17 protein-coding genes and 1 other RNA gene are annotated in these 21447 nt (G+C 61.1%); 10 read left to right on the top strand and 8 right to left on the bottom strand.

Annotated features, from left to right (window positions below; genetic code table 11):
* Positions 1–139: 139 nt before the first annotated feature.
* The 7 genes from Asbog_RS05135 to Asbog_RS05105 all read right to left on the bottom strand — a co-directional run bounded on the left by Asbog_RS05135 (position 140) and on the right by Asbog_RS05105 (position 8553).
* On the bottom strand, positions 140–1210 hold the full coding sequence (locus tag Asbog_RS05135) for an SDR family NAD(P)-dependent oxidoreductase (protein ID WP_062164314.1): 1071 nt from the start codon (positions 1208–1210) through the stop codon (positions 140–142).
* 310 nt (positions 1211–1520) lie between these two features.
* Positions 1521–2504 (bottom strand): hypothetical protein, encoded by a 984-nt coding sequence (locus tag Asbog_RS05130; protein WP_146926604.1) that lies wholly within the window; start codon positions 2502–2504, stop codon positions 1521–1523.
* A gap of 163 nt (positions 2505–2667) precedes the next feature.
* Positions 2668–3897, bottom strand: a complete 1230-nt coding sequence (locus tag Asbog_RS05125; RefSeq protein ID WP_062164311.1) for a histidine-type phosphatase — start codon at positions 3895–3897, stop codon at positions 2668–2670.
* The gene (locus tag Asbog_RS05120) at positions 3894–6488 is read right to left on the bottom strand and encodes a TonB-dependent receptor domain-containing protein (RefSeq protein WP_083510717.1); all 2595 of its coding nucleotides are present in this window, start codon (positions 6486–6488) and stop codon (positions 3894–3896) included. The genes Asbog_RS05125 and Asbog_RS05120 overlap by 4 nt, the downstream gene beginning before the upstream one ends.
* 108 nt (positions 6489–6596) lie before the next feature.
* Positions 6597–7484, bottom strand: a complete 888-nt coding sequence (locus Asbog_RS05115; RefSeq protein WP_062164310.1) for a FecR family protein — start codon at positions 7482–7484, stop codon at positions 6597–6599.
* Positions 7481–7987 carry an RNA polymerase sigma factor gene (locus Asbog_RS05110; protein ID WP_062164309.1) on the bottom strand — a complete coding sequence of 169 codons (507 nt, stop codon included), beginning with the start codon at positions 7985–7987 and terminating at the stop codon, positions 7481–7483. Before Asbog_RS05110 ends, Asbog_RS05115 begins: the two co-directional genes overlap by 4 nt.
* A gap of 266 nt (positions 7988–8253) precedes the next feature.
* Entirely contained in the window at positions 8254–8553 is a 300-nt protein-coding gene (locus Asbog_RS05105) for a DUF2312 domain-containing protein (protein WP_051395789.1), read from the bottom strand.
* A 252-nt stretch (positions 8554–8805) separates the two neighbouring features.
* On the opposite strand from Asbog_RS05105, the gene zwf reads away from it, so the two are divergent.
* Together zwf and Asbog_RS05095 are read left to right on the top strand one after the other, a co-directional pair.
* Positions 8806–10275, top strand: coding sequence for a glucose-6-phosphate dehydrogenase (gene zwf, locus Asbog_RS05100; RefSeq protein ID WP_062164308.1), 1470 nt, complete (start codon positions 8806–8808; stop codon positions 10273–10275).
* Positions 10276–10284: 9 nt separating this feature from the next.
* Complete coding sequence (locus tag Asbog_RS05095; RefSeq protein ID WP_062164307.1) at positions 10285–10758, top strand: hypothetical protein; 474 nt, start codon at positions 10285–10287, stop codon at positions 10756–10758.
* 27 nt (positions 10759–10785) lie between these two features.
* Here the strand turns inward: Asbog_RS05095 and Asbog_RS05090 are convergent, their stop codons facing one another.
* Positions 10786–11766 carry an alpha/beta hydrolase gene (locus Asbog_RS05090; protein WP_062164306.1) on the bottom strand — a complete coding sequence of 327 codons (981 nt, stop codon included), beginning with the start codon at positions 11764–11766 and terminating at the stop codon, positions 10786–10788.
* 289 nt (positions 11767–12055) lie between these two features.
* Here Asbog_RS05090 and rnpB point away from each other — a divergent pair.
* The 8 genes from rnpB (at position 12056) to mraY (ending at position 21446) form a co-directional block, all read left to right on the top strand.
* An RNA gene (rnpB, locus tag Asbog_RS05085) (RNase P RNA component class A) lies at positions 12056–12452 on the top strand.
* Between the two features lie 422 nt (positions 12453–12874).
* Positions 12875–13345 (top strand): division/cell wall cluster transcriptional repressor MraZ, encoded by a 471-nt coding sequence (gene mraZ / locus Asbog_RS05080; protein WP_023977559.1) that lies wholly within the window; start codon positions 12875–12877, stop codon positions 13343–13345.
* Complete coding sequence (rsmH, locus tag Asbog_RS05075; protein WP_083510715.1) at positions 13342–14343, top strand: 16S rRNA (cytosine(1402)-N(4))-methyltransferase RsmH; 1002 nt, start codon at positions 13342–13344, stop codon at positions 14341–14343. Before mraZ ends, rsmH begins: the two co-directional genes overlap by 4 nt.
* Complete coding sequence (ftsL, locus tag Asbog_RS05070) at positions 14340–15353, top strand: cell division protein FtsL (RefSeq protein ID WP_062164305.1); 1014 nt, start codon at positions 14340–14342, stop codon at positions 15351–15353. The genes rsmH and ftsL overlap by 4 nt, the downstream gene beginning before the upstream one ends.
* Before the next feature lie 22 nt (positions 15354–15375).
* Complete coding sequence (locus Asbog_RS05065; RefSeq protein ID WP_083510714.1) at positions 15376–17514, top strand: peptidoglycan D,D-transpeptidase FtsI family protein; 2139 nt, start codon at positions 15376–15378, stop codon at positions 17512–17514.
* 4 nt (positions 17515–17518) lie between these two features.
* On the top strand, positions 17519–18982 hold the full coding sequence (locus tag Asbog_RS05060) for a UDP-N-acetylmuramoyl-L-alanyl-D-glutamate--2,6-diaminopimelate ligase (protein WP_062164303.1): 1464 nt from the start codon (positions 17519–17521) through the stop codon (positions 18980–18982).
* On the top strand, positions 18979–20355 hold the full coding sequence (locus tag Asbog_RS05055) for a UDP-N-acetylmuramoyl-tripeptide--D-alanyl-D-alanine ligase (protein WP_062164302.1): 1377 nt from the start codon (positions 18979–18981) through the stop codon (positions 20353–20355). Before Asbog_RS05060 ends, Asbog_RS05055 begins: the two co-directional genes overlap by 4 nt.
* Entirely contained in the window at positions 20355–21446 is a 1092-nt protein-coding gene (mraY, locus tag Asbog_RS05050) for a phospho-N-acetylmuramoyl-pentapeptide-transferase (protein ID WP_023977565.1), read from the top strand. Before Asbog_RS05055 ends, mraY begins: the two co-directional genes overlap by 1 nt.
* Position 21447 lies beyond the last annotated feature (1 nt).

Raw genomic sequence — 21447 nt, 5'->3', positions numbered from 1 at the left:
TCGGCAGCCAAAGATCGTCTTCCGTCGGAAGCAAGCAACGGCGTCAAATATAGCTCCCCCCCTCCCGGATGAGTTCGGGTGCCTGTTATCGGCACCCGGGGTCGTCGTCACACCCTTTGATGCTCCTGTGCCTATCGGCTCAGGTCATCAGAGCACTGTCACCGCCATTGACCTCGAATTCGGCGCCTGTCGTGAGGGCAGATGCGTCGGAAGCCAGAAATACGGCAACAGGCGAGATATCCTCGGGCTGTAGCCATCCGACCGGCTGAACCTCGGTTCGGGCACGATCCTTCCATGCCTGAGCGGGTGAGATCTCGCCATGCACCTTGTGATGCACCTGCTGCTCAAGAGCTGCGAGGCGCTGCTGATTCAGCGTGAGCGCAGTACCCACAAGCCCCGGTATGATGGCATTGACTGTCATGCCATAGGGCGCAAATTCCATTGCTGCGGATTTCATCAGGCCAATCAGACCCCATTTTGAGGCGGAATAACTCGCGCCCCCCTTCGTGCCGTGTCGCCCCTGCATGGACGAGACAATCAGCACACGACCGCCCTGGCGCGTGATCATATGCGGCACAAAAGCTCGTAGGGTTCGGGCGGTACCATTGAGGTTGTTCTCTATCTGGTCGTCCCAGTCAGCGTCATCCATGTCGAGCAGCGCCTTCCAGCCCTGTATGGCGGCATTGGCTACAAGGATGTCGATATGGCCAAAGGCTTTGACAACCTCATCCGCTGCAGCTCGCAGCTGCGCGATCTGACGGATATCAGCCCTGATCGCCATTGCCCGGCGACCGAATGACTGGATTTGCCGCACAGTCTCATCCAGTTCCTCATGGCTGGCAGGGACCGCATCGGCCACATGGCTTATCGGGCCGGCGATATCCAGAGCCACCACGTCGGCCCCGTTTGCGGCATACTCGACCGCAATGGCACGACCGATACCCCGAGCCGCTCCTGTGACGACAGCCACGCGCCCTTGAAGCTGAGACCCTCTGCCGGCCCGGATAGCCCCCGCACTGAAAGCGGCAGGGGCGCTTGGCGCAGCATGCGAACCGTCATCGTTGACCGCCGCAGCCCTGGCACCACCGGCTGACGACAGAAATGCGGCCCCCCCTGCCAGACCGGCCGCCAGCAAGGCACGCCGCGGATGAACCGGAGATGTCTCGGGGCCATCACCGAGAATTGCTTTGCTTGTCCTTGAATGAGGCATGGTCGTCGCTCCCGCTTATCTGAAGTCGTATCGTCAGACACAATACGACACATTCAGACAAAGGGGGTGACACATGATTGTGCTCGAAGAGAACAGATCCGGCTTCTTGTAATGCAACTAGCCCGATTTGTCGGATGAATATCGTCCAGACAAAGTCATGAACGATGATTATGCGTTATTAAAATTTATTTTTGCTACTACGGCGACGGAAGACAGCTTGCTTATACCCTGGCATCGTGCCCCAGGTACCAGTTGTGTCCTCTCGATATCATTCCGCCGCTCTCTATCCGATCCTGCAGGTAGCGCCGCGTCAGGGGCGCGGCGGCCATCGAAGGGTGGGCTCGGAACGCACGCGCCGCGCGCCTGCCTCTTCCGCCTGACGGAGTTTTTCAGCTTCCGCTCCGGCACCGCGCGGTGCCATTTCCTGACGCTGCGCCTTCAGGCGCCATGCATCATCGTTGCGGCTCGCTACCTCATTCTGATCCTTGCCCTGAGAGCTGGATATCGATGCGGCGGTACCGCCTGCACCGACATAGGGTGCGGCAGACGCCCGCGTGTCATAAGTGGCACCTGGCGGACGCGGCGCCTCTCGCGGTGGCGGCGGGTCAAAATGCGTGGGACGCAGGATGCGCTCCAGATTCTCCTGTGCGCCGGACTCTGCATAGCTGTAGTCATCCCGCACACTCGGCGGGCTCTGGCGGTCACGACGCTCGTCACTCGACGGGTGGCGCGGCTGGAAGGCCTCGCGCGGTGAAATCTCCTCGGCAGCAGGCATGGGACGCGACGCCTCATCCTGGCCTGAGCGCTCGTACTGCATCCTGTCCGGCTGGATACGTTCAACCGGGGCATGATCTGGCGTAAGGCGCTCACCCGAAGCCCGCTCGCCGGCGGAACGCTCCCCCAAGGGACGCTCAACCGGGGGACGTTCAACCGGAGGCCGCTGGGCTGCCTGCCGGCCGGCCTGCGCCGACCACGGCATGGGGTCGGGAGCGCGCATGGTTTCAGTCGGACGAAGAGGCGGCTCAGCCTGCCCTGCAGACACTGCCGCTCGCCGGGGCGGCGCATAGATTGGCTCACCCGAGGGGCCGGTTTCGCCAGCGCCCTGAGCCAGCCTCATGGCGATGATCCGCAGTTCCGCCCGCACCTCGTTGAGCTGTAGCTCCACCTCTTCCAGTCGCGGTTTTACACCGAAGATGGAAAACGGCATGAGGATGAACATAAGTCCCAGCCCGAGCAGGATAAATCCTGCAAGAAACTGCATCCATAGAGGGAGAGAAAGGAGCGCGGTCGTCATAATCAGCGATCTATGCTAATTTTGCCGACTCCGCCAAGAGCGATCTTTACGGCCAGCCTCCTTGCCGCACAGCGATAGGCGCTCAGATTGACTTCCAGCGTCCGTAACGGTGCTTTTCCTGTCTCCAACCGCGAGAGTGATGCCCTTCTCGGCCGCTGGGTTTCTAGCGCAGATCTGCCGCGTTGAGGGTTACGGCAAGCGGTTGCTCGGCGCCGCTCTTGCCTTCCCTCAGAGCTTGCAGGGATTGATGGAATATCCGGGCGCGATAAACGATCTGCTCTTTTCCATCGCGCCATTGCTCGAAAGCCAGTGTCGTGTCCGGAGCCGTGCTGTCCGGCTGATCACTGAAATGCCAGTCCAGCCCATATCGGGCCGCCAATGCATCAAGCGTCGTGTCATGACCCGCAAAGACAAGAAGCCGCGTTGCGGGTGAGACGATCGAACCATCCCCCAGCGTGATCGCCTCGCCTGCCATGAATCGCGCAATGATATCCGCCATGACCGCGCTGCGTGCGGCGACAGCCACACCGTGACGGCGGACGAGCCCGGACAGATAGTCATGAACCGGGAGCACGGTTGTCAGAAGAGCCGGATTGATTTTTCCGACCCATGCCTCACGGACTAATGCATCGGCCGTCTGGTCAAAACTTTGCGCATGGATCAGCATCAGGTTTTCAGCGAGCGTTGCTGCCAATGTCATCCCTCCGCCCAGCGAAGGTCGCCCTTTTTTCTCACTGACCACAAGGCTGGTCTTGAAACAGGGCCCCTGCCCCGTCTCACAGGCTTGTGGCGCAAAAAGCTGCTGCAACGCCGCCAGCCCGGCATTCACGCTGTCAGGACGCGCCAGCCTGTCATATCGGGCTAGCTGCGTCGCGTCCTGCGCCATCTGATCATGGTGCTGTTTCACGAATTCAGCCGTCACAGCGTCAAACACCGGATCATGCTGCCCGGCGGCGAGTGAGCGGGCCGCGATTTCATGCCCCGGCGAAAGGGCACGGGCCATGATCTGCCCGCTCTCACGGGTGCGGTTATCGGCAGAATCTGCCCATATGAAAGGAGGCGTCGCCCCAAGGCAGGGAGACGTGTTGTGCGTGCAGGCGAGATCATAATGGCGAGACACACCCTGCATCATGGCATCGAGCGTGGCGCGGCCATGATCGGTCAGTTCGCCGGGAGCCACTGGCCAGGAAGGCCAGACAACCCCGGTTTCCTGTTCAAGGCTGTGAGCATCATGCGTCGGGCTGCGTATCCCGTGGCGTGCGATCAGTACGACGCGCTCCAGTCTTGCTGGCGCTTCAGGCTCGACCGCAGAGAAAACAGGAGATGAGGCAGCTTGTGCTGTACCCGCGCCACCCAGTGCCAGCGCAAGAGAAAGAATGAGGGCGCGGTTCATGGCAGGGTGACCGTCAGGTTGAAGAACACCGAGCGACCCGCCAGACGCCAGTAAAGCGGTGCGCCATCGGGATAGCCCGCACTGGCAGCAGACTGGTTACCGGCAAAATCGCTGATGGCACGATTATTGAAGAGGTTGGATATCTTGAGGCTCGGCGTCACATCGCGCATGAAGCCACCCAGCTTCTTGAAATGCCACCCCAGAGCAAGATCGGCCGTGGTGGTGCTGCCAATACGATACTGATTGGCAAAGACTGTATTGCCAGCGCTATCGGTGGTGCTGTCGAGCCCATAATGATTGCCGACAAATTTGCCGATAAGCGAAGCATAAGGGCCCTTATTATCGTCATAGAGCACACCGAAGGAGGCGAGCACATTGGGGGTAGCTGCCACGCGCACCGAGCTGTGCTTGTACTGCGCGTCATTCACGCTGTAATTGCCATAAAGCGATACGCCATGACCGATGGCATATTGCCCCTCGACTTCCAGCCCCTTGTAGATGGCACCACCACTATTGACCGAAGTGCTCTGCGTGCCAAAGCCGGGCACCTTGATTTGCGCCGAGGCAATGAAGTTCGAGAAATTGATGTAATAGGCGTCGAACGAGACCGTCCAGCGCTTCTGCTGCACCACTGTGCCGATCTGATAGTTCAGTGTGGTTTCAGGGCTGACATTGCCGACATTCTGGGTCTGGAACACGCTCATGGGCGGGGCGAGAAAGCCACGGGCAATCTGGGCGTAGGCACTCCAGCCCGGCAGGATGATCTGGTTTGCCGAGATCGAAGGCTGCCATGAGGTGAATTGCTGCGTCGCGTTCAGGGGTACCTTCGTCGATTTGTTGACCGCCGCATCATAATCACGACGGAAATAGGAGTATTTGATGCCCGGCTTGATGATGGTGTTGCGGAACGGCTTCCAGTCGAATTCCAGATAGGGCTGAACGGTCGTGTTGAAATCCGAGATGTCATAGCTATAGGCCGAGCCATTCTTGCCGGGCACCATGATGCCGCCCTTTGTCAGATCTAGGGCATAGGTATAGCGCCGATCGTCCTGCAGATCGGCCCAGGCGCCAACCAGCACATCACCCTGCGACGTATGGGCCTTGAAGGTCAGTGTGTCGCCATAGTCACGGAATTTCGCATCGGCATATTTGCCGGGCACGTCATTCTTGTAGGTGGCCAGCTTCTTGCCTGCAGTTGAATAGAAGGTCACGCCATTGGCGCCCGGGTCATCCGAACTGGCGTCGGTGGACTCGGTGTAATCGTGCTCAAAACCGTTCGTATAAAGACGGTTCTCGATTGTCAGCCAAGGCAGCACCTTGCTCTTGATATCGATGTAATCGAAATCCGACGTGTAGGTGCTCGGCTGATACCCGGCATAGCATTGCAGCGCTGGATTGAAGCAGAGACCGTAATCCTTGCCGTATTTACGATACTGGGCCAGCGTGGCCCCCTGCGTGGTGTTCTGGTTCTCCCAATTATAGGTGGTCAGCAAGGTCAGGGTCGTGTTTTCCCCCAGCCGCGCGACATCCTTGAACAGCAGGTTATTGCGCCGCTCTCCCGAGCCGGTCAGATATCCATCCGTCTCCTCATGCTGCAGATCGAGCACCATCGAGCCAAAACGGGTCTTGCCGGAATCGACCTCCACACCCCCGGCACGGGTGTTGAAGCTGCCATAGGTGCCATAGGGTGTGACCCCGAAATGCTGCGCAGGGGTGCGGGATTGAAACCCGATCGTCCCGCCAAAGGTCGCATTACCGATAGTCGAGGCGGTACCCGGCCCACGGTTGACCTGCACCTCGCCCAGAAAATGCGAAATGAAAAGCGACGAGGTGGTGTGGTGCAGATCGCTGGCATTTCCGAAGGGGATACCATCGAACAGCATGTTGTACTGACCATCCTGAAAGCCACGCAGGCTCATGGTCTCGGCCTTGCCCATGCCGGGGCCGTTGGGGTTCTGTGTCCAGATGCTCGGCTGGAACTTGATAATGTCATCCACGCTTGCCAGTGGCACGATATTATTGGTGATGAAGCGCTTCTGGATGACCGAGGTCGGTTCTGTAATGGTCAGCGGCACGGTGGAAGGCGCAAGGCGCTCAGCCCGCCCGATGACCGTGATATGCTCCTGCCCGGTTTTGTCGTCGTGTTTGTCATGCGCGAAATTGCTGCCACGGGCGGCATTGGCGATCACAACAGTCCCATCGGGCTGGATATGCGCACTCAGCCCGGACCCACCCAGCAAACGCTCCAGTGCCTTGTCGAGCGTCAAGCGCCCCTTCAGCGCCGGAGCATGCCTGCCGCGCACCTGATCGCTCGAAAACAGGATGTCGCGCCCTGACTGCCTTGCGAGGGCGGTCAGGGAGTCTTCGAGTGGTCCCGCAGGCTGACTGAACCCTGTGACCACACGCCCTTCCCCGGAGGCCGCATCCACTGCCCCTGCGTGCCGTAAGGCAGGGGTTTGAGCCAGGCCAGGGAGTGGCCAGGCACCTAGCGACAGCAGCACCATCGCCAAACGTTGGCGACGTGTGCGCGGCTGCATGGCAGGAACAGGGCATGAGGCAGGGCGATCAGAGGCATACAGGGCGGGAATCATCGAAGCGGGCTTCCGTCAGGGTACGACCGGATTGGTCTCTCCCTGGCGAGACGACAGGAACGATCAGGCCCTCATCTGTTTCGGTGTCGTTTCATCAAAGCTTAACAATCAGAGCTGTACGACCGAGATCAGATCGGGGGCAAAAATCACCCGCAAAGGCAGAAGATGCGCCAGCGCCCGGAAGAAACGGGCCGGGTCGTGGGTGTGAAAGACACCGCTGATGCGCAAAGAGGCAAGCGAGGGCGAAACAAGCCTGACAGGACGATCGCTGTAGCGGGCCATCTCGCTCAAAGCCTGCGCAAGCGGCGTGCCATGAAACACGGCGCGCCCCTCACGCCATGCCAGCAGATCGTCCAGCCTCGCGGGCCGCTGGGTCACCAGACGGGTCTGCCTATCATATGCAAAGACCTGCCCTGCCTGCACAACATGCGACGCGCCGGGTTTCTCTAGCCTCGCGCACCCCTCCAGCACGGCAAGCGTCATGGCAGCGTTCGTCACATCCAGCGCATAACGTCCACCACGCCCCGACACAGCCCACGAGCAACAGCCGAATTGCGCCTGCTGCCCGAATGGCGCGGCCATCACCTCATAGCGCCCCGCCTCGAAAACCATGCGACCGGTGCTAGGCGCGAGAACAAGAGAGCTGCACGCATCCATCTCCACGCGCAGCCCGGATGCCATGACGCGCCGATGCTCGCCGCGGCCCGTACAGATCGTCCGCGCATCTGCCACGTTTGCCGCAACACCGAGACTCGCCCCAAACCCGACGATACCGGCCACGACGCCGCGACGCGACAGCGGCAGGGAGACGCTTCCCTGACGCGACCGTGCAAACTGCCCGCCCTGCCAGATCTGTGAGACGAGGTTATAGGCCTGATGATGCGCCTCTTTTTCCTCAAGCCACGCATCGAAACGCCTGCGGTCAAGGTCGGAACACCGGTCGGACATAAGCCGCGCCTGCCAGTTTGCCGCCTGTTCGATTTCTGCGGGCGTCACGCGTCTACCGCTGTATCGGTCAGGAGCGCCATCGCCAGATGGGCAAGGGCTCGCGCCATGGATTTTTCGATCGTGCTGACACTCAGCGAGAGGGCCGCGGCAATCTGACTGTAGGTCAGGTCATCCAGGCGATGCATGAGGAAGATACGCGCCGTGCGGGGATCGAGCGCATTGAATGCCGTGCGTACGCGCCTCAGTTGCTCGCGACCCAAAACGATACGTTCCGGCCCCGGCGCAGCACAGACGGGCTCTGCGCTGGTATCATCGTCCAGCGATCCCACACGCAGCCGTGCTTCGCGCCGCGTGCGGTCGATGGCGAGATTGCGTGCCGCGCGCAGGACATAGGCTTCGGGATGTTCGATGCCGTCCAGCCCGCGCTCGAACAGATGCATGAGCGCGGTCTGAAGCAGATCATCTGTATCGTTGCGCCGGTTCTGACGCCGGATACGCTCGTGCAAAGACGTCCAAACGGACTGTCTGAGGCACCATTCTGCCGCTGACATCGCCATCCTGACCGTAATGAAACAACCGGAACGGGGCGTTTCATATCAATGGCCGTTGCCAAAGTCAGGGAGAGATAGATCGTGTCTTTAAATCTTCATGAAACCCGGCACAGGCCCTTGCTGCACTCAGCAGGATCACAGTGCGGCCCAACAGCAGCGCGCTGACGCCCTGCTGGGTCGCGCGCCTGCGAAACCGGCCTCGTGAAACCGGGGGCTCCGGAAACGGGCATCAAAAAAACATGCCCGGTTCGTGTTAGTCAGACGCCTTACATTCCAAGCGCTCGACGATAGATATCGAGCAGCGTCTCCTGCTCTTCAATCTCATTGGGCTCTTTCTTGCGCAGCTTGATGATGTTTTTGATAGTCGCAACATCGAACCCGGCTGACTTGGCTTCGCTGAAGATATCCTTGATATCGCCTGCCAGCGCCTTGCGCTCTTCTTCCAGACGCTCGACGCGCTCGATAACGCTACGCAGGCGGTCAACGGCAATGCCCCCTACATTCGAGTCAGGATCGGCAGCCTGACGCGCACGGCTGGCGGCGGCTTCGTCAATATCAAAAGGCATGTCAGACATGGTGACCTCGAAAACAGGGGTTGCACACGGCCCGGTCGGGCCAGAACAGCCACAGATGCACGCAGCTGGATTTTGCAGGCACTTGCGAAGAACGGCGGCTTATCGCGCCGGTATAGGCCGGGTCAACGCATATTGCGAGGGAACGACCGGCCATCTGGCGGCTTTGCTTTGCTACCTTTACCCCGTCCGGGCACGCATGTCATAAGACCGCACTGCCCCACCCAGAACCGGAGAGCCAGGAAGATGACCAACTGCCACCAGGTCGCCCCATTCGACTATGTCATTTTCGGCGCCACCGGCGATTTGACCATGCGCAAATTGCTGCCCGCCCTCTATTACCGTCTGACCATGGGACAGGTGCCGAATACGGCCCGCATCATCGGCACGGCACGCTCCCCGCTCAAGCGCAGCGAGTATCAGACGCGTGCACGCGATGCGCTCAAGCGCTTCGTCAAGACTGATGATTTCGACGAAGACACTGTCGATCGCTTCCTGGACATGATCCATTATGTCAGCCTCGACGGCTCCAAGCCCGACAGCAACTGGGCAGGTCTGCGTGAGGTGCTCAGCCACAAGGCCGAAGAGCATGTGCGCGTGTTCTATTACGCCACGGCCCCTGACCTCTATGGCGCAATCTCGAAGAACCTGCACCACGAGGGGCTGATCACCGATGACAGCCGCGTTGTGCTGGAAAAGCCGATCGGCATTGACCTCAAGACTGCCGAAGAGATCAATGAAGGCGTTGGTCAGTATTTCAAGGAAAGCTATGTTTTCCGCATCGATCATTATCTGGGCAAGGAAACGGTCCAGAACGTGATCGCCCTGCGCTTTGCCAACCCGCTTTTCGAGGCGGTCTGGTCGGGTGAGCATATCGAGTCCGTGCAGATCACGGCAGGTGAGCTCGTGGGGGTTGAAGGCCGCGCCGCCTATTACGACAATTCCGGCGCCCTGCGCGACATGGTGCAGAACCATCTGCTGCAGGTGCTTTGCCTGGTCGCCATGGAAAAGCCGAACTCCCTGCAGGCCGATGACGTGCGTGACGCCAAGGTGGCCGTCCTGAAGTCGCTCGTACCGCTCGATGCCAGCACGCTGCCCACCAGCACGGTGCGTGCCCAGTATACGAAGGGTCACAGCAAGGGCGCGACGGTCGATGGCTATCTCGACGAGCTCGGCCATGACAGCAACACCGAAACCTACGTCGCCCTGCGCGCTGAAATCGACAGCCCGCGCTGGAAGAACGTGCCGTTCTATATCCGCTCGGCCAAGCGCCTGAAGGCCAAGGTCAGCGAGATTGTAGTGACGTTCAAGCCGTCTGCCACCAAGCTGTTCCCCTCCCAGCCGGAGAAGAACGTGCTGGTGATCCGCATCCAGCCGGATGAAGGCGTGTCGTGGCAGTTCAACGTCAAGAACCCGCTCGATGATGATTTCGGCCTGTGGGAAACCAACATGGACGTGCATTTCGAGCGCGAATTCTCGGTCCGTTACCCCGATGCCTATGAGCGCCTGCTGCTCGATGCGGTGCGCGGCTATCCTGTGCTCTTCATCCGTCGTGACGAGGTCGAGGCCGCATGGAAGTGGGTCGCGCCGGTCATGGATGCCTGGGCCAAGAACGAAGTGCCGATGGCGCATTATGCGGCAGGCAGCTGGGGCCCCGAGGAAGCGCGTCAGATGCTCGCCCGTGACGGGCAGATCTGGCACGAAGACATGGAATAAGGCATCCCCTTGGCCTCTGAACCCAAAACACCCTCGCAGCCCGGCGCGCCCAGACTTGGTTCGGGCCGCCGCAAGCCCCGCACGCTCAAGCAGCATCTGCTGCGCCGCCTGATCGTGCTGGTGCCCGCCTCGCTTCTGGCCATTCTCGTGATGAAAATGGGGTGGCTGGATCAGGCGGCGGACAAGATCCAGTTCGACCGCCTGGCGTGGTTCGACAACACAAAGCTGGTCGAGCATCTGCGCGTTATGGTCACGCATAACGGTATGACCGACGTGCCGGCCAAATGCCTCGTGCCCATTCTCAATGGCAATGATCCGCCAGATGCAACACGCATCGATTTCATGCAGCGCAGCAATGATGGCTGCCCCGGCAAGCCGGGTACTTTTGATCGCCTGTTCACCATCAAGGTCAATCGTGCCGATCGCATGCTGGCAACCGATCAGGGCACACCCGGCCGGTTCCACGCCATGTCGCAACAATAAAGAAAGCCGGGCCCTGAGCCCGGTTTTTTATTGCGCCTTCCTGTACCGCGCGAATTGCGCGCGCAGATACGCCCCGCCAAGCCGCAAGGCGCGTCGCCCTTCGACCACGACAGCATAGAAATTGAGAAAGCCGTGAATGGCTTTTGCACAGCAGACAAGGCGCACTCTTACTCCCGCCTCACGCAGCAAGGTCGCATACAGTTCACCCTCACCTCTCAACGGATCGAACCCGGCCGTCACGATCATGGCGGGAGGCGCCGCTGACAGATCATCTGCGAAAACTGGCGCAAAATCCGGGTCGAGCATGTCACGGTCGCGCCGGATATACTGCCGGCCATACCAGTTGAGCAGACGCGCCGTGAGCATAAACCCCTCCGCGTAGACAGCGCGGCTTGGAGGTGACCAGAGGCCCGAGACCGTGGGGTAGTAAAGAAGCTGGGCGACCACGCGCCGCATGCCCTCCACTCCAGCACGGCGCGCGAGCACCGCTGCCAGATTTCCGCCCGCGCTGTCGCCACAGACAGCAATGGGCAGATCACGCATCCCGGCCTGTTGATCGAGCCATTTCAGGGCCGCCCATCCGTCCTCGACGGCCGCCGGATAGGGATGTTCCGGGGCCAGCCGGTAATCCAGCGACAACACCATCGCGCCTGCATGGCGCGCGAGACGGCAGCACATGCCGTGATGCGACACCAGATCGCAATGGACAAACCCGCCACCATGCAGAAACAGGATGACGCCCGTCACTTCGCCCCTCGGACGATACAACCTCGCCGGACGCACATGATCGCCGCACGGGATATAGAGAGTTCGCCACGCCTTTGTCTGCAAGGCAGAGAGACCCTGCGGAAAGCTCGGCATGCCCGTCATGCGGCGCAGGGCAGCGAGCGATTCCGGTGTCAGGTAGTCTGGCATGGGCAGACCATCATGTCCTTTTGCGGCGCGCTTCAGCCATGCGAGGAAGATCCTGTAGGGCAATCCGGGGCGTGCAACGGGAAAATCAGTCATGAACTGACCCTAGCACAGGATGCCTGCATGTAGCCGGACTTCAATCAACAGCCCCTGGCGCGACAAGCTTCACTCTCTCGCGAAAGACGATCACACGGATAATCGGGATGAGGCGGATATTCCCCTCACGGCGCCATGATATGGCTCCCCCGCTCTTCATGCCGGGTGCAGTACCTGCCAGAAGCCGCCTTGATTTCAGGGATCGTATGTCAGCTGCGTAAGGCGGAAGTGGCCAAAAAGCGCCGTGTTACGCTTGACCCACTCGCCCTATTGGGTCAGGTTGCGCCCGTCAGACGGTCGGGCGATCGCTGTTGCGCCGGTGAGAACCGTCGTGATGGAGGAAAGTCCGGGCTCCACGGGAGAACGATGCCGGCTAACGGCCGGCGGGGGTGACCTTAGGGAAAGTGCCACAGAAAACAAACCGCCTGCCCGGCCCTCGGGCTGCAGGCAAGGGTGAAACGGTGCGGTAAGAGCGCACCGCTCCTTCGGTAACGCGGGAGGCAGGGCAAACCCCATCGGGAGCAAGACCGAATAGGAGTGGCGGATCCGTCCCTCGGGATGGGATCAGAGGCTCTCCCGCCTTGTCATTCGGGTTGGTTGCGTGAGGCCGGTTGCAAGACCGGTCCCAGAGGAATGATCGCCCCGCTTTTAGCGGACAGAACCCGGCTTACAGACCGTCTGACACTTAGTTACCGGCCGCACTTGCGGCACCAATACCGGCGTTGCCGAAGAAATATTCCGAAATAGTCGGGTGATGTAAATAAGCGCCAAATATACGCTTCTTTTACGCTTTTCGCCCCAATCATGCCTCAATCACGGTGCGGATTGCCACAATAGGAACATAACAAAAACGCCTCATCGATGAATTGATTCATTGGTCTTTGATTTTGATCCAGAACATATCAAGAACACTCATCTTTGCTCTGTTTAAAAAACTTGGAACTTCCGTCGTTTCTTGTTGCGAATTGTTTGACGTCCCATGAAATCCCATGATATCCCAAAACCATCCCAAGCGGCTTTTCCGACATGACGCTCGAAGTCCTGTCCCGTGTCGGGTCCGAAACATCTGCGGCAATCACTCCAGGACGAAGGGGAGGCATCGAACGGCGTGAGTGTGTTCCTCGGCACGCATCAGAACCGCTTCGACGCCAAGGGCCGTGTGTCCATTCCGGCTTCCTTTCGCGCGGCCCTCAGGGCTCAGGCGCAACCCGATGAGAGCCTTGTGATTCTCCGCCCATCCCATCTTCATCCCTGCATCGAGGCGTGGCCCAGCGCCGCGTTCGCCACGCTGGCAGGTCCGGTGGAATCGCTCGATATCTTCTCTGACGATCATGATGACCTGGCCGCCAGTCTCTACGCTGACGCTTACCCGATCGACGCCGACAAGGAAGGGCGCATTATCCTGCCAGACGTCCTCAAGCGTCACGCCAATCTCGTCGACGAGATTTCATTCATGGGTCTGGGGCGCGTGTTCCAGATCTGGGAGCCCGAAGCCGGCGCCAGGCGTCGTGAGGAAGCGCGTGCGCGCGCTCGACGCATGACCAGCCGCCCCGTCACGCAGGGCGAGGTGGCGTCATGAACGCCCTTGCACCGCTCGCCATGCTGACTCGCCACGACCCCGGCCATGTGCCCGTGATGCTGCCAGAGGTGCTCGATGCGCTCGCGCCGCGTGATGGCGGACGCTATGTCGATGGCACATTTGGCGGTGGGGGTTATACGCGCGGCATCCTCGCGCGTGCGGCCTGCACCGTGTGGGGAATTGATCGTGACCCGACGGCTATTGCCCGTGCCGCCGAGCTCGCCGCAGAACTGGATGCCCATGCGCCGGGCCGAGCCCTTGTGCCTGTCGAGGGAACATTCGGCGCCATGGCCGAGCTTCTGAATGATGATGCGCCGTTCGATGGCATCGTGCTCGATATTGGTGTTTCGTCGTATCAGCTTGACGAAGCCGAGCGCGGCTTCTCTTTCCGCCATGACGGTCCGCTTGACATGCGCATGTCACGTGCCGGTCGCTCAGCTGCGGATCTCGTCAATGAAGCGGATGAAGCCGAGCTGGCCGATATCATCTATCACTATGGCGAAGACCGCATGTCACGCCGTATCGCTTCGGCCATCGTGCGTGCACGTCAGGAAGAGCCGATCCGCACAACGGCACGCCTCGCGGATATCGTGCGTAGCGTCGTGCGTCCTGACAAATCTGGCATCCATCCCGCCACGCGCAGCTTCCAGGCGCTGCGTATTGCCGTCAATGACGAGCTTGGCGAGCTACAGCGTGCGCTGGACGAGGCCCCCGCCCTTCTGGATGAAGGCGGAAAACTGGTCGTGGTGACCTTCCACTCCCTTGAAGATCGTCTCGTCAAGCGTGCCTTCGCGCAGGCTGCCGGACGGGTAAGCCGCCCGTCACGCCACGAGCCCATGGCCGAGCGTTTCGTCACGCCCGACTATGTTCTGCCCCATACCCGCCCCGTTCTCGCCTCTAACGAGGAAATCGGACGCAACCCCCGCTCGCGCAGTGCCAAGCTGCGCAGCCTTCTCCGTACCGCACCATCAGCCTCTGTTAGGGGGTCTTCTTCATGATCCGGCCGTTTACGATTCTTTGCGCGCTTCTCGCTGGTGGTTCGGGAATGTTTCTTTATACCAAGAAGCATGAAACAACGGTCCTGGACCAGAACATCACATCTGTTGTTCAGAAGACCGAGCGCGTGAGACAGCAAACCGCCATGCTGCGCACGCAATGGGCCTTGTTGAACCAGCCGGACCGCCTGAGCGCCTTGTCATCGCGCTTTCTTGGACAGCTTCACCCCATGACGCCGACGCAATATGTGCGGCTTGCCAGCATGATCGAAACGCTGCCAGCGCCTTCCACACGTGCGGCCTTTCATGATCCGCGCGAAAGCCTGAGTATTGCGGTCTCGCAGGCGCCGACGGCCCCCGTGGCTCGTGTCTCCGATCCCGCCCCTGCCCCTGCAGCGCCGGCACCCAAGGTCAGCAGCCCCAAGGCACAGGCCCCACGAGACACTGCGGCTCTCATAGCGAGTGCCGAGCCTGCTCACCATCACGCGCCGGTTGTAACACCCACTGTCGCCCCCCCGGTGGTGGCACCACGCGTCATGGTCGCATCGGTGACGCCGCGCGTGGCTACAGCAGCACGTCCGGCACCTTCTGCGCCCCATGCGGTTCGAACCCAGAACGTTTCTTCGCGCCCGGCCATCGAACTCGCGCAGGAAACCCAGCGTACCCATGTCGTGTCTGACGAACTCGGCCAGACAGGCCGTCACAAATCACGCTATGGTGCCGTGGTCCATGCGTCGCCACGCGATGCCGCCGCCCGTGACACTGCAACCCAATCAAGCGGCGAGTCCGACCTTGCCGTGCGTCTGGCCAGCTTTCGTGGCAATCGCCCGCAGGCGACCCCCGCGACGTCATGGCACAGCGCACGTGAAGCGGCCTCTCATACCGCGCGCACCAGTCACGACATTGCCATGCAGTCTCCAAAGCCGCATCATGTGCAGAGCGATTCCGGGTCTTCATCGGCGCTGGCAGGCTATGGTGATGCCTTGCCGCCCCCGACCCCACTCGCCAACTGAGCGGATATGAAAGCGGCTGAGCATGGCTGGCAGGACACCCCCACCCTCTAACAGGTCGGGCCATAGCAGCGGCGCATCGTCTCGCGCCGAGGGAAAGACCACGAAGAGGGTTCGGGCCTCGCTCGACCAGATGCATACGCGACTGATTGGCGTGGGGCTCGGCTTCATGCTGCTTTTCAGCCTTGTCGCGGCCAAACTCAGCCTTGCCACCGTGTTTATGCCCATGGCGCCCGAGAAGCGCCAGATTGCCTCCCAGGTTCCGGAAATCCCCAAGAGTGATCCCAAGGGTCAGGTTGCCGGTGACTTCTCGCTTCCCGACGTGCACCGCGCGAGCATTGTCGATCGCAACGGTCAGACGCTTGCCCTGTCCCTGCCTGTGGCGCAGGTCTATGCGAACCCCATGGAACTGATCGACGCGGCCGATGCGGCGAAAAAGCTCAAGAGCGTGCTTCCGCAGCTGGATGAAGCCGAAACCACACGTCGCCTCTCGCTTAAAAAGCAGTTCGTCTATATCGCGCGCGACATCTCGCCGGTGCAGGAAATCGCGATCAACAATCTTGGTATTCCCGGCATCTATTTTGAGGCCAGCGAGCGGCGTCATTATCCGCTGGGGCGCACCGCTGCACAGATTCTGGGTGGCGTAGATATTGACGATCATGGCGTGGCCGGCGTCGAGCGCTACTTCAACGAGCGGCTTAACAAGGATCATACCCCACTGCGCCTGTCGCTTGATGTGCGTATCCAGGCCGTTGCGCGCGAAGTAACCCAGGCGGCTATGGACGAGTTCCAGGCCATCGGTGCGGCTGCCATTGTCATGGATGTGAACACAGGCGAGATCATCTCCATGGTCAGCCTGCCTGATTATGATGCCAATGAATTCGGCCATGCGCCTGCCGATGCCCGTTTCAACCGCGCTGTCACAGGCATGTATGAGCCTGGCTCGACCTTCAAGCTGCAGACAGCGGCCATGGCCATCGAATACGGTGTTGCCCATATCTGGGACCGTTTCTCGACCATTCCCATCCATATCGGCCGGTTCACCATCTCTGACATCAAGACCGATCATTTCGCCCCCTGGCTGGCATTACCCGACGTTCTGGCAAAATCCTCCAACCCGGCGGCTGCGCATATCGCGCTCGATGTGGGCGCAAAAAGGCAGCAGGACTGGCTGCGCACGATGGGGTTTTTCAACCGCGTGCCTATCGAGCTGCCCGAGGCCGGGCGTCCGATTGTACCGTCCTCGAAGAACTGGGGCATATCGACCGTCATGACGGTCGGGTTCGGGCATGGCGTTGCCGAGCCACCGCTCTCGATCGTGCGCGGCACGGCGGCGACAGTGAATGGCGGCATCCTGATCAAGCCAACCCTCCTTGCCCGTGAGCAGGATGACGGCACCAACGCCGCGACGGATCAGATGCCGGGGAATGCTGCACCTTCGCCGGCAGGCAACGCCGCATCGCAGGATGGCGCGCTGAACACGGCCCCTGCCACCACATCACCCTCTCACGCGCCTGTCGTTCCGGCAGCCTTCAAGCCGGATGCCGACGCCAGCAGCGATGCCCCTGCACCACTGCCCGTCCCGCAGGGCGAGCGCGTCGTGTCAGAGGAAAATTCAAAACTCATCCGCAAGATGCTGCGTCTTGACGTGACACAGGGTACGGCACGCAGCGCCGAGGTGCCTGGCTACTTCGTGGGCGGCAAGACCGGCACGGCAGAGAAGGTCGGCCCCAATGGCCGTTACCTCAAACACGTCAATATCTCGGCCTTCACCTCCATCTTCCCGATGAACGCGCCGCGCTATGCCGTGTACGTCATGCTCGACTCTCCGCATCCTACGCCCAAAACACATGGCTTTGTGACCTCAGGCTGGAATGCGGCGCCAACCACCGGCAAGCTGATTGCGCGTATCGGCCCGATGCTCGGCCTGTTTCCGGACACCAAGAACGCTGCCCGTATCGACGCCGAGATGGCCATACCGCTTGAACCCGGCATTCCCGCCGGGCGTCGCGCTCTCGGGCCAGGTAATGATCCCGGCGACCCGCGCATTGCCGCGCAGAAGGAAGAAGCCGAGAAGAAAGCTGCCAAGGCTGCCGAGAAAGCGGCGAAGCTCGCTGCCAAAGCCGCCGATCGCGCCGCGCACCACATTCCCGAACGAGGCTGAGCCCATGCGTCTTTCCGAGATCCTGAAGCGGGCCGGACTAACGGTCCCGCCTCTTGTCGTTGACCCTGAAATTCATGGCATCACAGCGGATAGTCGTGCGGTGCGGCCGGGTATGATCTTTGCCGCCCTGCCCGGCGTTGCTGTCGATGGCGCGACGTTCATTCCGCAGGCTCTCGCACAAGGTGCCTCGGCCCTGCTGGCCTCAGACGCGGTCACCCCCGCTTTTTCCGTGCCCTGCGTCTCATCGCCCTCGCCTCGCCATGCGCTGGCGCTCATGGCAGCTGTCCTTGCCGGGCCCCAGCCAGCCCATATTGCTGCAGTGACGGGAACAAACGGCAAGAGCAGCACAGCCGATTTCCTGCGCCAGCTCTGGTCCATGAGCGGCAAACCGGCTGCCAGTATCGGCACGCTGGGGCTGATCAGCGATATTCCCGTCGAGGCCCCGCCGCCGCTGACGACGCCAGACGCCGTCTCGATGGCCCAGACACTGGCGCAGCTCAAAACCGCAGGGATCGACCATGTCGCGCTGGAGGCCTCGTCTCACGGTCTCGACCAGCATCGTCTGGATGGCGTGCGTCTCGGCGCGGGCGGGTTCTGCAATCTGACGCGCGACCATCTCGATTATCACGGGACGATGGACGCCTATCGCACCGCCAAGCTGCGCCTTTTTGCCGACCTGTTGCCCGAAGGGGCCATTGCCGCCTTCAACGCGGATATGGATGCGCAAACTGTCACCGCCCTGCGCGATCTGGCGCAGGCACGACGCCTCAAGCCGCGCAGCGTGGGCGAACAGGGTGAGACGATCCGTCTGCTGAATGCCACCCCATTGCCGCATGGTCAGATTGTCTCCCTCGCCCTGTTCGGTGAGAAACTGCCCGACCTCACTATCGGGCTGACGGGCCGCTTTCAGGTTGATAACTTGCTTCTGGCGGCGTCGATGATCTGGGCGCAGGACGATCAGGCGCGGGGTATTCTCGACCTCATCCCCCGTCTGCAAGGCGTGCGCGGTCGTGCCGAACTGGCCGTGACGCTAAATAATGGCGCCAGTGTCTATGTCGATTACGCCCACACCCCCGACGCGTTGGATCATCTGCTGCACAGCCTGCGCCCTCATGCGCAGAACCGCCTGATTGTCGTCTTCGGTGCCGGTGGGGACCGTGATCGGGGCAAGCGCCCCCTCATGGGTGGCATTGCTGCGAAACTGGCCGATCTTGCAATCGTGACGGATGACAACCCGCGCAGCGAGGATCCCGCTTCGATCCGCGCTGCCATCCTTGCCGCCTGCCCTGACGCTCTGGAAATCGGGGACAGACGCGCGGCCATTGCTGCTGCGCTGTCCGAAGCCAGACCGGGTGATGTGGTGGTCGTGGCGGGCAAGGGCCATGAAAGTGGACAGACCGTGGCTGGTGTCACGAGCCCGTTTGACGACCGTGCGGTGATCCGTGAGCTGGCAGGGGTGCCGGCATGACACCGATCTGGACCAGCACCGAGCTTCGTGAGGCCACATCAGGCCAGCTCATCGCCGATGTCGCCGTCACTGGCATTTCCATCGATACCCGTACGCTCGAGCCAGGAGACCTGTTCATCGCCCTCGTGGGCGATACCAGCGACGGCCATGCCCATATCGCAACGGCACTGGAGAGAGGCGCGGCCTGCGTTATGGTTCACAGTGCGTCAGGCAGCGACGACCCGCGATTGCTGCATGTGCAGGACACCATGCAGGGGCTACGCGCCCTGGCACAGGCCGCACGGGCGCGTTTCGCCGGTGTGATGATCGGTGTGACGGGGTCGGTCGGCAAGACCACGACCAAGAACATGCTGCATTGCGCCCTTTCGGCGCTCGGGCCGACCCATGCGGCAGTCGCCTCCTACAATAATCACTGGGGTGTCCCCCTGACGCTCGCCCGTATGCCGCGCAATGCTGCATTCTGCGTGGCCGAGATCGGCATGAACCATCGTGGCGAGATCGCTCCGCTGGCCGGGATGGTGCGCCCCGATGCAGCCGTCATCACCACCATAGGCAGCTCGCATCTGGGCTATATGGGGAGTGTCGAGGCCATTGCAGAGGAAAAATCCGACCTGATCCGCGCCCTCAGTAACGCTGGAGCGGCGCTGGTTCCAGACGATACAGGCCTGGACGCCGTTTTCGAGGATGCTGCCGCACAGGCCGGGTGCCGACTGGCCCATGTCGGTCTGGGCGAGAACGCCGATTATCGTCTGAACGGGGTGCATACCACGCCAGAAGGCTCACAATTCACGCTCGGTTGTCGTGACGGGACAAACCATGTCGTGACGCTTGCTGCACCGGGAGCCCATCTCGTGCGCAACGCAGGCATGGCCCTTGCGACCCTTCAGGCGCTCGGCCTGCCTCTTGCCCCCCCCATAGCGGCTCTGGCCGCATGGCGCCCCGGCGCGGGGCGTGGCCAGATCCAGCCCATCATGGCCGGGCAGGCTGCCTTGCTGGATGAGAGCTACAACGCCTCGGTTCTCTCCATCCGTGCAGCGCTGGAGACGCTCTCTCTCGTGCCGGGCGAACGGAAAATTGCCGTTCTGGGTGATATTCGCGAACTCGGTGACTTTGCCGAGTCAGAGCATCTCTCACTCGTGCCGGATGTCACAGCGAACGCCGATCTGGTTTTTTGCTGCTGCCCGCATATGCGCCATGTTTTTGACGCTCTTCCCGAAGAAAAGCGTGGCGTCTGGCAATCAGACGCGGCATCTCTCGCCCCCTTCGTCCAATCCAATCTGAAAGCCGGTGACGTGGTTCTCGTAAAAGGCAGTCTTGGCAGTCGCATGCGCGACATTGTCACCCCTCTTCTTGCAGGGGGCGTGCAGGCCTGATGCTGTATAATCTTATCGCCATCCACGACACGACCCATGGCGGCTTCTTCAATCTGTTCCATTACCTGACATTCCGTTCAGGCGGTGCATGCCTGACGGCTTTCGTTATTTCGCTGGTTTTCGGGCGTCCCTTCATTGCGCAGCTCAAGCGTATCCAGCGCGAGGGGCAGCCCATTCGCACGCTCGGCCCGGAACGCCATATCCTCGAAAAAGCCGGCACCCCCACAATGGGCGGCATGCTCATCCTGATCGCGCTTTTCGCCTCCACCCTGCTCTGGGCGGATCTTACGAACGGCTTCGTCTGGGCCGTCATGTTCGTGACAGCCGCTTTCGGCGCGGTAGGGTTTGCGGATGACTATCTCAAGCTCTCGCGTCGCAACACGGCAGGCGTATCCAAGCGGGCCCGATTGGGAAGCGAATTCGCCGCCTCGCTGATTGCCGGCTACTGGATGGAAAGCCTGATGCCACCCGAACTGCGCAACATGGTGGCCTTTCCGTTCGTGAAAGACTTCCTGCTGCCGCTCGGCTTTGCCTTTCCGCTTTTTGCCATGCTCACCATGACCGGGTTCGGCAATGCGGTGAACTTTACCGACGGCCTCGACGGGCTCGCCATCGTGCCCGTCGTGATCGCTTCGCTGGTTTTCGCGCTGATCGCCTATCTGGTCGGCAATCGCGTCTTCGCCGATTATCTGCAGCTTCACCTTGTCCCCGGCACCGGCGAGCTTGCGGTTTTCTGCGCGGCGCTTATCGGCGCAGGGCTCGGCTTTCTCTGGTTCAATGCGACCCCGGCCGATGTGTTCATGGGCGATACGGGCTCGCTCTCACTGGGTGGCGCTCTGGGCGCCGTCGCCGTGGCGGTCAAGCATGAGCTGGTGCTTTGCATCGTGGGCGGCCTTTTTGTGGTCGAGACGCTCTCTGTGGTCATTCAGGTTTTCTGGTACAAGCGCACAAAAAAGCGCGTCTTTCTGATGGCCCCGCTGCATCATCACTTCGAAAAGAAGGGGTGGCAGGAGCCCAAGATCGTCATCCGGTTCTGGATTGTGTCCATCCTGCTTGGCCTGGCTGGCCTTGCCACGCTGAAGCTGCGCTGAG

The organism is Asaia bogorensis NBRC 16594 (genome assembly GCF_001547995.1).
Taxonomy (GTDB): domain Bacteria; phylum Pseudomonadota; class Alphaproteobacteria; order Acetobacterales; family Acetobacteraceae; genus Asaia; species Asaia bogorensis.
Note: the sequence above shows the minus strand (reverse complement) of the source record. Positions and strands in the feature narration are given on the sequence as shown.